Here is a 10,470-nt window from a genome sequence, read left to right as displayed (position 1 = left end):
ATGGCGAGCACACTGGCAGATAATTCGAGCAGGACGCTCCCCGCCAGTGGCAGAAAGCGTGAGCAGGAAATCAGGCTGTTTGCGAGCACACGCCGCTATGATTGCAAGCGCCTACAGATAGGCGAGGTTGAGGTGCACCTCCTCGCACAAACGCCGTTCCGAGCGGATGCCGAACAGATAGCCAACCAGCAGCATCCTGAGCATCAGCTCCGGGTCGATCGAGGGTCGCCCACTCGCGCTGTAGCTCGACGCCAGTGCCTCGCGCACGAAGCCGAAGTCCAACACGCCGTCGATGCGTCGGAGCAGGTGGTCAACCGGCACATGCTCATCAAGCCGGAAGCCGTAGAACAGCGCGCCCTGTGCCACCTGCCGTCCCATCATGTCCGTGATCCCTTGCCGTCTGCCAAGAGTGAATCACGCCTCCATCGCCGTCGCAAGCACGCGTTTTTCAACAGTCTCGTTCGGTTCTGACACTTGAAACAGCAGCTGCCCTAGCGCGGACTGAGCTATGAAGCACCAGGTCCAAACCGGTTCAGAGGCACCTTGAGAAACGCCGTCCCACACTTGTCCGCATCCGGCAGCCGGCCGCCACGTATGTTCACCTGAAGCGCGGCGAGCATCAGGTCGGGTAGTGGGAGCGATGCGTCGCGTTTCTCGCGGGTCGCGACGAACTCGGCTTCGTCGATGCCATCGTGAACATGGATGTTGTCGCGACGCTGATCGGCGACGGTCGAGCGACCAAGTACGTCCCTGCCATCCTTGCCATAGTCATGCCCAACATAGGTTGCGGTTTCGGGTGGCAGATCGAGGATGGCGCGGATCGAGCACCACAGCGAATGAGCATCACCACCCGGGAAGTCCGCTCGGCTTGTGCCACTATCGGGAACCATCAGCGTATCGTGAACGAACGCGGCGTCACCGACGACATAAGTGATCGAGGCAAGCGTATGGCCCGGCGACAGCATGACATGAGCATCGAGCGTGCCGATCCGGAAACGCTCGCCATCCGCAAACAACCGGTCCCACTGGCTGCCGTCGACGGCGAGATCGGGCAGGCAGTAGATGTCCCGCCACAGCTTTTGCACTTCCACGACCTTGTTGCCGATCGCGGTTTTGCCACCGGTCTTGCCGGTGAGGTACGGAACGGCTGAAAAATGATCGGCGTGTGGGTGGGTGTCGAGCACCCATTCGACGGTTAGCCCCTTTTCGCGCACATAGTCGAGGATAAGATCCGCGTTTCGGGTCGCGGTCGCACCAGCGCGCGGGTCAAAATCCAGAACTGGATCGATGATCGCAGCCGTCTTCGTAGTGTCGTCGACGACAACATATTGGAAGCTACCAGTGCGCTCATCATGGAGCGACGCAACGGTCATACCATCGTGCTTATACTCGATCATGTTTTCATCCTCTCGCTCTGTTAGCTTTCTGCCCGCGCCCGCGCGAACAACCGCTCGAAATCACCCGGATCGATCGCGCCCATCACCAGCATGCGTCCGGCAAGAAAGCCCGGGGTGCCGGCCAAGCCGATCGAATAGGCCTCTTGGCCGTTCGCACGCAGGCGCGCCGCGACAGCCTGTGCATGCGAAGCAAGCCACGTCGTTGCGCTCAGCCAGTCACCGCCAGCGCCGATTACGACGTCCCGCAGCATGTCGTCGTCAATCGTACGGTTGTCGGCCATCAGCTGGCGATGGACGACCGGGTAGATGCCCTGTTCGGCACAGCTGAGCGCAACGCTCGCGGCACGTTCAGACGGTGGACCGAAGATCGGCCAATCCTTGTAGATGACCCTAATTTTGCCATCGCGTCGCACGGCCTCTTCCAACGCGGGGAAGGCGTGACGGCAGGCCGGGCAACGATAATCGGTGAAAACGGCAAGCCGCAACGTCGCGTCGGCAGGACCGTGCTCAGGCGAACTGCCGCCTGTCAGGATCAGGTCGGCGGTCGGACCAACGTCACGCCCAATCGGGGCGGTGCGCCGCAGCACCTGTCCGACCGCCCAGCCCCCCACGACTACAGCGCCGAGCCCGACCGCCTGCCTCCGACTGAGTGGCCCCGGCACGCTCAACGCCCTCCGGGCTTGCTGCGCGCCGTGGCGACGAGGCGGCGGAGCGCCGGCAGATCGACCGCGCCGGCCACGACCTGCGAGCCGACGATCAGCGCCGGCGTCCCATTGAACCCGATCGCTTCGGCAATCGCATTGGTGCGTGCGAGCAGCGCATCGATTTCCGCGCCACGCGTCTTCAGGTCACGTTGCAGACGCGGCCAATCCACCTTGGCTTTCACAGCAGCTGCCCTGATACCGGCGCTGTCGAGCCGCGCCGGCGAGGCAAGCAGCGCTCCATGGAAGGCGGCATGCCTGCCCTGCCACTGGCTCGCGACGGCCGCCCGGGACGCCTCACGGGAGGCGGGTCCGAATATTGGCCAATCCCGATACACGATCCGGACCTTCGGGTCGGAGCGAAGCAGCGCGTTCAGCACCGGCTCCATGCGACGGCAATAGGGGCAGTTGTAGTCGAAGAACTCGACAACGGTGACGTCATAGGCGGTGCCGGCCCGCTTGGGGGCTACGGGATCGTCGACGACTGCCTTGCGCGACAAATCAGGCTGCTGCTGCCCGACCGCAGGTGTCATCGGCACGGCGAAAGCAAGCGCGGCTAGAGCGCCGCGAAAGAGAAGGTTGCGGCGGTTCATCGGTGTTTCCTTGCCTTATCAATTCCATCGGCGAGCGCGGCGCGCGACAACTCTCCGAGCTGAAGCTGCACGATCGTGCCATTCGCGGCGACGAAGGCGGTTGCGGGATAGCCGGCGACTTCGAAGGCTCGGGAAAGCCTACGGTCGGGATCAAGCGCGACGTTGCCGGCACCGATGCCTTCGCGGGTAAGGAACTGGGTAACGGTCGCCGGCGCCTCACCCTGATCGGCGAGCAGAATCGGAACCTCTCCACGGCGCGACGCAGCAGCATCGAGCATCGGCAGCTCGCGCCGGCATGGGCCGCACCATGTCGCCCACAGATTGACCACGAAGGGACGACCCCGGAAACGATCAAGCGGGAGCGGAGCGCCGGATGGCGTCGTTAGGGCGAGATGATAGGGAAAGGGGCCGTAGGTCACGGGCGGGATCAGCGCCTGAAGCGTGAACCAGAGGCCGCCAGCTACGGCAAGCGCTGCCCAGCCTATCGCCAGAGCGCGCGTTCGGCCGAGCCGGAACGCCAGCGTTACCGCAGCGCCGGCGAGGCCGGCGACGGCCGAGAAGCCTCCCTGCCATATAGCTAGGATGGAAAGTGGAGCATCGGCGTAGCTCGCCCAATGCGTCGCGACATAGCCGATCCGGGCCGTCACCAGCCCGACGACAATAGCACTGGTCGCGACCATCGACACTCGCGGGAAGCGGAACCGTCCCGCCAGCGCCGTCAAACCGAGGAACACGGCGACGCACAGAACCGCCAATCCGCGATCGACCGCCATCATCAGCGGCCCGATGGCAATTGCGCTGCCCATCACAGAAACGCGCCTGCGCTCTTCCAGAGCATATAGGCTGCGACCACGAAGATCAGCATTGCGAAAACCGTGGTGAGCGTACTGCCCGTGCCCAGACGCTTAGCGATCCGCGTACCGATCAACCCGCCGATAACTCCACCGCCGATGAAGGCGAAGGCGAGCGGCCAATCCACAAGCCCGGAGAACGCGTAGTTGGCAGCGGTCGTTAGCCCGAACGCGGTGACGGCGATCAGCGACGTGCCGACGGCGTTGAGGATCGGCATGCCCGTCGATCCAATCAGTCCGGGAACGATCAGGAAGCCACCACCGATGCCAAAGAAGCCTGAAAACAGTCCGGTGCCGAGGCCATAACCCAGCACCTTGGGCGCCTTCTCCCGGTTGCATTCTGCACCGGGATTACCAGCGTCACCCCGCCCGCGCAGCATCACAACGCCGACGACGATCATGACGAGCGCGAATAGAAAGAGGAGCTTGCCGCCATCGACGGCCTTGCCCGCGGTGGATCCGAGTAGCGCACCGATGACGCCGGCAGTCGCATACATGCCGCCGCACCGCCATTTTACGGTATGAGCCTTGGCATGACCGATCAGACCGGTCGCGGCATTGGCCGCCACGGCAAACGCGCTCGTACCGATGGCGAGGTGCGCGTCGGGAACGCGCACCAGATACACCATGAGCGGCACGGCGAGGATCGAGCCACCGCCACCGACGAGCCCGAGGGTGAATCCGACCAGGCTGCCGGACAAGGCGCCAAGCAGATACTGGATTGGTTCGAGGATCATGCCGCCTTGCCGATCTCGTGTGGAGCGGCCATCCACTCACGGCCTTTCAGCATGCCCTGCCAGTAGATCGGGGGCAGCATCCGCTCTTTCAGGAACCACGCGGTGCGCGTCGGACGCGTTCCGTCCAGCAGCCAGGATGGGAAGCTGGGCAGCAGCTTTCCGCCATAGCCGAACTCGGCGAGGACGATCTTACCGCGTTCGACCGTGAGCGGGCATGAGCCGTAACCATTATAATCGGCAACGGGGGGTCTGCCGTCGAGCGCGGCCAGCGCGTTGACTGCGACCACGGGCGCCTGGACGCGAGCAGCAGCGGCGGTCTTGGCGTTGCTGGTGCCAGCGGCATCGCCAAGGCCAAAGATGTTTTCAAATCGCTTGTGCCGCAGCGTAGTCTCGTCGACCTCGACGAAGCCGCTCGCAGCCGCAAGCGGGCTATTTGCGACGACCGCATGTGACACCTGAGGTGGCACGACATGGAGCATATCGAACTCACGTTCGATCCGCTCGGAGACGCCGTCCTGCTTGCGCTCGAACGTGGCGACGCGGCGATCGGCGTCGACCGCGACCAGGTTGGACTCAAGCCTGAGATCGATACCGTACTTCTCGACATATTCCATCAGCGCCGGGACGTAGGTCGGGACCCCGAACAGGGCTGCGCCGGCATTATGGAACTCGACGTCGATAGCTGGGAGAACGCCGCTATCCCGCCAGATGTCGCAGGAGAGATACATCGCTTTCTGCGGTGCGCCGGCGCACTTGATCGGCATGGGTGGCTGCGAGAACAGCGCCCGCCCCTGCCGCAATTCCTTGACGAGCTGGTAGGTGTAGGGTGCCAGATCGTAGCGATAGTTGGAGGTGACGCCGTTGCGGCCGAGAGCCTCAGGCAGCCCTTCGATCTTCTCCCACGCCAGGCGCAGCCCGGGCGCGACGACCAGAACGCGATAGGTCAATGTGTCACCGTCTTCGAGCTCGACCGTGTTACGGTCGGGGTCGATGGCAACGGCGGGCAACCGTACCCACTTAACGCCCTTTGGCATTATGTCGGATTCGGCCTTGCGCGTCTGTTCGGGAGTGAAGACGCCGGCCCCCACCATCGTCCAGCCGGGCTGGTAATAATGGTCGGTCGCCGGATCGACGACCGCGATCGTCACTTTGGCGTTGCGCTTCAGAATGCTGGAAGCGGTCGCGATGCCGGCGGCACCGCCCCCGATGATGACGATGTCGTAGGTCATTGATCAGCCCTTTCGGAACGGCGCTTCAGCGCAGGCGTGAGATCGGCAAGGTCGTACCCGGCTGCCTTTGCTTGGTCGACGATCGTCGCCGGGTCGGCGCGATCGGCCTCGGCCAACGCCCACAAGGTCGCCGCGCGCGTCCCGCTACGGCAGAAGCCGAGCGTCGGCTGTGACAGCGTGGCTAGCGCCTCCTTCATGCGATCCGCATCGGCGTCAGTCGCCTTGCCCGGTACGATAGGGACATGGGCAAACGCGAGACCGTGGTCGCCTGCCATTCGGGCCATTTCTTCCGCGCTTGGCTGGCCCGCCTCCTCGCCGTCCGGGCGGCTTGAGATGATCGAGCGATATCCTGCCTTCGCGGCAGCGGCGAGGTCGTCTTGCGTCAGCTGGGGGGCGGCAGAGAAGGACGAGGTGATCTGCTTGAAAGCCATGTGATGTCTCCTGTCTGATCAGGCCGAACGGCGGGAAGTGAATGCAAAGCGGTGGACGGCAACGCCGAGGGCCATTGCAGCGATGAAGACCAGTGCCGGCAGAGGCTGGATCGCCAGTGCGGCAATGGCGGGACCTGGGCACAATCCGACGATGCCCCAGCCTATGCCGAACAAGGCCGCACCGCCGATGAGGCGCCGGTCGATCGGCGAGGTGGCGGGCGTGTGGAATTGTTCGGCCGCGATCGGGGTCGAGCGACGCCGCACGACGAACCAGGCTATCGCCATCGGCAGGATCGCGCCTGCCATGACGAACGCCAAGGTCGGGTCCCACGCGCCGGTGACATCGAGGAACGCGCGCACCCGCGCCGGATCGATCATTCCGGAGATGGCAAGGCCGGCGCCGAACAGCGTCCCGCTAGCGAGTGAAATGAGGTTCTGGCGCATCACAGTATCACCTCGGACAGACGCATGATCGTGACCGTGACGACGCCGGTCGCCATGAACGTGACGGTCGCGGCGATGGACCGGGGCGACAGGCGGGACAGGCCGCATACGCCGTGACCACTGGTGCACCCGGACCCAAGCCGCGTTCCGATACCGACGACCAGACCGGCGACGGCAATCAGCGAAAGCGATGCCGGAAAGCTGGCTTTCACGCCCAAACTGGTCGCAGCAATACCCGCGCCCAAGGGCAGACCCGCGGTAAAGAGCAGCGCGAGGGCCCATGGTGGACCTCCATCGGTAAGACCCAAAACTCTTGCGAACATGCCGCTGACACCGGCGATGCGCCCGTTGCCCAGCAGCATGATCGCCGCGGCGACACCGATCATCAGCCCGCCGATGAAGCCTTCGAGCGGCATGGCATGGGGAAAGCCTGGCATCACAGCGCATCCAGCGGAATTTTGAGGTAGCGGGTGCCGTTGGCTTCCGGCTCCGGCAGATGACCACCGCGCATGTTCACCTGGATCGAGGGCAGGATGAGCTTCGGCATCGACAAGGTGGCGTCGCGACTGGTCCGCATCGCGACGAAGTCGTCTTCGCTGACCCCTTCGTGGACATGCACGTTGCCGACACGCTGTGCGCCTACAGTCGTCTCCCAGACATATTGGTCGCGACCCACCGCCTTGTAGTCGTGGCAGAGGAACAGGCGCGTCTCGTCCGGCAGCTGCATGAGCCGGCGGATCGAGCGGAATAGCTGGCGTGCGTCGCCACCAGGGAAGTCTGCCCGCGCGGTGCCGTAATCGGGCATGAAGAGCGTATCGCCGGTGAAGACCGCGTCCCCAATCGCATAGGCCATGTCCGCCGGCGTATGGCCGGGCACGTGCAGCGCAATGGCGTCGATGTTGCCGATGGCAAAGCGGTCGCCGTCCTCGAACAGCCGGTCGAACTCGGAACCGTTGCGCTCAAAATCGGTGCCGGCGTTGAAGATTTTGCCGAACACGTTCTGAACCCGGATGATCTCACGACCGATCGCGAGCTGCCCGCCAAGCGCCTGCTGAAGATAAGGTGCCGCAGACAGGTGATCGGCATGAGCATGGGTTTCCAGCAGCCAATCGACCGTCAGTCCCTGATCCCGCACGTAAGCGATCACTGCGTCCGCCGACGCGGTTTTGGTCCGGCCAGCCGCGGCGTCAAAATCGAGGACGCTGTCGACGATCGCAGCCTTTTTCGTCGCCACGTCCCAAACGACGTAGGTCGCTGTGTTGGTAGGCTCATCAAAGAAGGACTGAACGACCGGCGATCCGGCCGCTTTTGCGCGTCTGATCTGGGCGTTGGCTTCGCTCAAAACCGGGTCCATGACCATCTCCATTTAAACAAACTCATGGTTTATGTATCTGTGTAAGCGTATTGCGTCAACGGGGTGTTCGTGCCATTTGGGAGGAATGGAAATGATGGAAGCGAACATGCCGCGCTCGCTGCGCATCGGGGATGCAGCCCCGAACTTCACCGCCCGCACCACTCAGGGCGAGATTGCGCTCGATCAGTATCGTGGGCGCTGGATTGTGTTTTTCTCGCACCCTGCTGACTTCACGCCGGTTTGCACGAGCGAGTTTGTGGCCTTGGCTAAAGCGGCCCCTCAATTCGAGGAGCTGGATTGCGTATTGTTGGGGCTGTCGGTCGACAGCCTCTACTCTCATGTCGCCTGGCTTCGCGCGATCCACGACGTTTTTGATGTCGAGGTGCCGTTTCCGGTGATCGAGGATCCGTCGATGGCGGTTGGGTATGCCTACGGCATGCTCGACGAGCAGGCTGGCGATGCCTCAACGGTACGTGCAACCTACTTCATCGATCCCAAAGGCATTATCCGCGCACTCAGCTGGTATCCGATGAATGTCGGGCGCTCGGTCGACGAGATGCTTCGCACGGTCAGGGCGTTGCAGCGTTCGGCCGATGGCGAGGCCTATACGCCCGCTGACTGGCAGCCGGGCGACGACGTGCTCCTGCCTCCCGCTTTGCCGGGGAACGCAGGCGCCGACTGGTTTCACCAGACGAAGGCTGACCGGTGATGGCGATCTACCAGTCCCGCGCGCTTGCCGACGTTGCAGTCGAGAAGCTGCGCGTGTTCGCGCAGCCGCAGCGCCTTATGATCCTGTCCTATCTGCTGGGTGGCGAACGGCAGGTGGCGGACATCGAGGCGGCCACGGGCGTGACCCAACCAGCGCTCAGTCAGCAGCTTGCCGAGCTGCGGCGCGCCGATCTGGTGAAGACCAGGCGTGAGGCGAAGCAGGTTCACTACCGTCTTGCCGACGATGCAGCCGCACTGTGTGTGCGAACCCTGGAGGCGATGTTCGGAGCCGACGATCTGTCGGCTCCCCAAACGGCCCCGGCCCCCCGCCCAGTGCGACCGCGCGAGACGCCGTCCGTGGTTCGACCGCAAAACATCGGTGCGGCCGTTTTTGCGAGAGTTGGCTGATCATTTCGGCTGAAGAAGGAAAAAGCGGATGCGTATGCCAATCATTGCTCTTGCAGGATGCTTGTCACTCATGAGCAGCGTCAGTGCTTCAGCCGGCGTGCCTAGGCAGGCGGTGATACCGGGATATGGCGCGATCACACCCGTCGAAGGTGCTGCGGAACGGCCCGATCGCAAGTTGCGCTATCGCGTGCTGTTCAATGTGACCAAGGCCGCGGCAACGCCGGATAAAATCAATCCATCGCTGGAGAAGGTCGCCCGCTTTTTGAACCTGCTGGGCAACGATGGCGTTCGTCCAGAACAAGGCGATGTCGTCGTGATCGTCCACGGTCCGGCGACGCCCATCGTTACCGAAGATCGCGCCTATGCGACAAAGACGGGAGTAGCTGCGAACCCCAACCTTGCCTTAATTGAGGCGTTGAAAAAGGCGGGTGTATCCGTTCGGGTATGCAGCCAAGCTCTTATCGGAAACGGGATCGACCCCGCTACGGTAGGAAAGAGTGTCGAAACTGACGTGTCTGCGCTGACGACTATGGCGACTTTGCAACTGCGTGGTTGGGCACTGATCCCCGACTGATCACGCCGACACGTTTACTGTTTCGCCGTTCTAGTCCGTAACGCTGCTGGTGTCATAACCGGTCGGGGCTGTTGAAAAAGGCGCCGCTGGTGGCCGGGTCCGGTTGGGGGCGGAATGACACCCCAACGCATAGCGATCCCGTCTCGCATGGGATGGTGTTTTGGGAACGCAGGCTGCTGATGTTCGCAGTTGCGATATGGTGCGATTAGTGCTTATCTAGAGGTCTTCGACGGACCCGGATTGATTCGGGTGGCTCGGCCCGGCGCCTATCCCCGGGATAACCTTAGCGAATTTGGGCCTCGCTTCCGAGCATCGTTGATTGACCGCGTCTGACGGCGTGCGCCCCTCGCTATTGCGATCAGGTTTCCACATGACATTTGCTACTTCGCTTCGACGCGAATGGCTCTCGAACCCGCGCGCGGACGTGCTGGCGGGTATCGTTGTCGCGCTCGCGCTGATCCCGGAGGCTATCGGCTTCTCGATCATTGCCGGCGTCGATCCCAGCGTCGGGCTGTTTGCCTCCTTCTCCATCGCCGTCATCATCTCGCTCGTGGGCGGTCGCCCCGGCATGATCTCGGCCGCAACCGCGGCGATCGCCGTTCTCGTTCTGCCGCTGATCCGCGATCACGGCGTCCAGTACCTGTTTGCCGCCACCATCCTCATGGGGCTGATCCAGGGCGTCGCCGGTTTCCTGAAACTCGACCTGCTGATGCAATATGTGTCGCGCTCGGTCATCACCGGCTTCGTCAATGCGCTCGCGATCCTCATCTTCATCGCGCAGCTTCCCCAGCTCACAAACGTCGGATGGGAAACCTACGCGATGGTCGCGGCGGGTTTGGCGATCATCTATCTGTTTCCGCGCCTGACCAAGGCGATCCCGTCGCCGCTGGTTGCGATCGTGATCCTCACGATCGTCTCGATCTATGCCGGCATCAAGGTCAACACGGTGGGCGACATGGGCAAGCTGCCCTCGTCGCTGCCGGCATTCGGCATTCCACAGGTGCCGTTCACGCTCGAGACGCTGCGCATCATCTTCCCCTACT

The 10,470-nt window shown here is 63.1% G+C and carries 13 protein-coding genes, 2 pseudogenes and 1 other annotated feature; of the genes and pseudogenes, 4 read left to right on the top strand and 11 right to left on the bottom strand.

Annotation, left to right across the window (positions count from 1 at the left end; genetic code table 11):
- Positions 1–117: 117 nt before the first annotated feature.
- From ACIQ17_RS25415 to ACIQ17_RS25365, 11 genes and pseudogenes are all read right to left on the bottom strand, one after another.
- Positions 118–381, bottom strand: a pseudogene (locus tag ACIQ17_RS25415) (transposase); the annotation flags it as partial.
- Positions 382–506: 125 nt separating this feature from the next.
- A pseudogene (locus ACIQ17_RS25410) lies at positions 507–1,367 on the bottom strand (MBL fold metallo-hydrolase); the annotation flags it as partial.
- Between the two features lie 50 nt (positions 1,368–1,417).
- The gene (locus ACIQ17_RS25405) at positions 1,418–1,984 is read right to left on the bottom strand and encodes a DsbA family protein (RefSeq protein WP_231726576.1); all 567 of its coding nucleotides are present in this window, start codon (positions 1,982–1,984) and stop codon (positions 1,418–1,420) included.
- Between the two features lie 77 nt (positions 1,985–2,061).
- Positions 2,062–2,691, bottom strand: coding sequence for a DsbA family protein (locus tag ACIQ17_RS25400; RefSeq protein ID WP_008830454.1), 630 nt, complete (start codon positions 2,689–2,691; stop codon positions 2,062–2,064).
- The gene (locus ACIQ17_RS25395; RefSeq protein ID WP_008830453.1) at positions 2,688–3,497 is read right to left on the bottom strand and encodes a TlpA disulfide reductase family protein; all 810 of its coding nucleotides are present in this window, start codon (positions 3,495–3,497) and stop codon (positions 2,688–2,690) included. Before ACIQ17_RS25395 ends, ACIQ17_RS25400 begins: the two co-directional genes overlap by 4 nt.
- Positions 3,497–4,279, bottom strand: a complete 783-nt coding sequence (locus tag ACIQ17_RS25390; RefSeq protein WP_008830452.1) for a sulfite exporter TauE/SafE family protein — start codon at positions 4,277–4,279, stop codon at positions 3,497–3,499. Before ACIQ17_RS25390 ends, ACIQ17_RS25395 begins: the two co-directional genes overlap by 1 nt.
- Positions 4,276–5,508 (bottom strand): FAD/NAD(P)-binding oxidoreductase, encoded by a 1,233-nt coding sequence (locus ACIQ17_RS25385; protein ID WP_008830451.1) that lies wholly within the window; start codon positions 5,506–5,508, stop codon positions 4,276–4,278. Before ACIQ17_RS25385 ends, ACIQ17_RS25390 begins: the two co-directional genes overlap by 4 nt.
- Positions 5,505–5,939 (bottom strand): TIGR01244 family sulfur transferase, encoded by a 435-nt coding sequence (locus tag ACIQ17_RS25380; RefSeq protein ID WP_122129150.1) that lies wholly within the window; start codon positions 5,937–5,939, stop codon positions 5,505–5,507. The genes ACIQ17_RS25385 and ACIQ17_RS25380 overlap by 4 nt, the downstream gene beginning before the upstream one ends.
- Before the next feature lie 18 nt (positions 5,940–5,957).
- The gene (locus ACIQ17_RS25375) at positions 5,958–6,383 is read right to left on the bottom strand and encodes a DUF6691 family protein (protein WP_008830449.1); all 426 of its coding nucleotides are present in this window, start codon (positions 6,381–6,383) and stop codon (positions 5,958–5,960) included.
- The gene (locus tag ACIQ17_RS25370) at positions 6,383–6,820 is read right to left on the bottom strand and encodes a YeeE/YedE family protein (RefSeq protein ID WP_398472042.1); all 438 of its coding nucleotides are present in this window, start codon (positions 6,818–6,820) and stop codon (positions 6,383–6,385) included. The genes ACIQ17_RS25375 and ACIQ17_RS25370 overlap by 1 nt, the downstream gene beginning before the upstream one ends.
- Positions 6,820–7,737 carry an MBL fold metallo-hydrolase gene (locus ACIQ17_RS25365; protein ID WP_037519521.1) on the bottom strand — a complete coding sequence of 306 codons (918 nt, stop codon included), beginning with the start codon at positions 7,735–7,737 and terminating at the stop codon, positions 6,820–6,822. The genes ACIQ17_RS25370 and ACIQ17_RS25365 overlap by 1 nt, the downstream gene beginning before the upstream one ends.
- Before the next feature lie 91 nt (positions 7,738–7,828).
- Here ACIQ17_RS25365 and ACIQ17_RS25360 point away from each other — a divergent pair, with 91 nt between their 5' ends.
- The 4 genes from ACIQ17_RS25360 to ACIQ17_RS25345 all read left to right on the top strand — a co-directional run.
- Positions 7,829–8,446 (top strand): peroxiredoxin, encoded by a 618-nt coding sequence (locus tag ACIQ17_RS25360; protein WP_398472041.1) that lies wholly within the window; start codon positions 7,829–7,831, stop codon positions 8,444–8,446.
- Positions 8,446–8,853, top strand: a complete 408-nt coding sequence (locus tag ACIQ17_RS25355; RefSeq protein ID WP_008830445.1) for a metalloregulator ArsR/SmtB family transcription factor — start codon at positions 8,446–8,448, stop codon at positions 8,851–8,853. Before ACIQ17_RS25360 ends, ACIQ17_RS25355 begins: the two co-directional genes overlap by 1 nt.
- 28 nt (positions 8,854–8,881) lie before the next feature.
- The gene (locus tag ACIQ17_RS25350) at positions 8,882–9,427 is read left to right on the top strand and encodes a DsrE family protein (protein ID WP_122129152.1); all 546 of its coding nucleotides are present in this window, start codon (positions 8,882–8,884) and stop codon (positions 9,425–9,427) included.
- A 228-nt stretch (positions 9,428–9,655) separates the two neighbouring features.
- Positions 9,656–9,710: a sequence feature (sul1 is cis-regulatory element that is thought to sense ions involved in sulfur or methionine metabolism; They are found in Alphaproteobacteria), on the top strand.
- Between the two features lie 87 nt (positions 9,711–9,797).
- The coding region (locus ACIQ17_RS25345; RefSeq protein WP_398472039.1) for a SulP family inorganic anion transporter at positions 9,798–10,470 on the top strand (673 nt) is incomplete at its 3' end.

The sequence above is a fragment of the Tardiphaga sp. genome (genome assembly GCF_044340795.1).
GTDB lineage: Bacteria > Pseudomonadota > Alphaproteobacteria > Rhizobiales > Xanthobacteraceae > Tardiphaga.
Note: the sequence above shows the minus strand (reverse complement) of the source record. Positions and strands in the feature narration are given on the sequence as shown.

Excerpts from the sequence above, each read along its gene's own strand:
- ACIQ17_RS25350 (WP_122129152.1), top strand. The coding sequence starts at position 8,882 with ATGCGTATGCCAATCATTGCTCTTGCAGGATGCTTGTCACTCATGAGC.
- ACIQ17_RS25365 (WP_037519521.1), bottom strand. The coding sequence starts at position 7,737 with ATGGACCCGGTTTTGAGCGAAGCCAACGCCCAGATCAGACGCGCAAAA.
- ACIQ17_RS25390 (WP_008830452.1), bottom strand. The coding sequence starts at position 4,279 with ATGATCCTCGAACCAATCCAGTATCTGCTTGGCGCCTTGTCCGGCAGC.
- ACIQ17_RS25400 (WP_008830454.1), bottom strand. The coding sequence starts at position 2,691 with ATGAACCGCCGCAACCTTCTCTTTCGCGGCGCTCTAGCCGCGCTTGCT.
- ACIQ17_RS25385 (WP_008830451.1), bottom strand. The coding sequence starts at position 5,508 with ATGACCTACGACATCGTCATCATCGGGGGCGGTGCCGCCGGCATCGCG.
- ACIQ17_RS25395 (WP_008830453.1), bottom strand. The coding sequence starts at position 3,497 with ATGGGCAGCGCAATTGCCATCGGGCCGCTGATGATGGCGGTCGATCGC.
- ACIQ17_RS25355 (WP_008830445.1), top strand. The coding sequence starts at position 8,446 with ATGGCGATCTACCAGTCCCGCGCGCTTGCCGACGTTGCAGTCGAGAAG.
- ACIQ17_RS25375 (WP_008830449.1), bottom strand. The coding sequence starts at position 6,383 with ATGCGCCAGAACCTCATTTCACTCGCTAGCGGGACGCTGTTCGGCGCC.
- ACIQ17_RS25360 (WP_398472041.1), top strand. The coding sequence starts at position 7,829 with ATGATGGAAGCGAACATGCCGCGCTCGCTGCGCATCGGGGATGCAGCC.
- ACIQ17_RS25380 (WP_122129150.1), bottom strand. The coding sequence starts at position 5,939 with ATGGCTTTCAAGCAGATCACCTCGTCCTTCTCTGCCGCCCCCCAGCTG.
- ACIQ17_RS25370 (WP_398472042.1), bottom strand. The coding sequence starts at position 6,820 with ATGCCAGGCTTTCCCCATGCCATGCCGCTCGAAGGCTTCATCGGCGGG.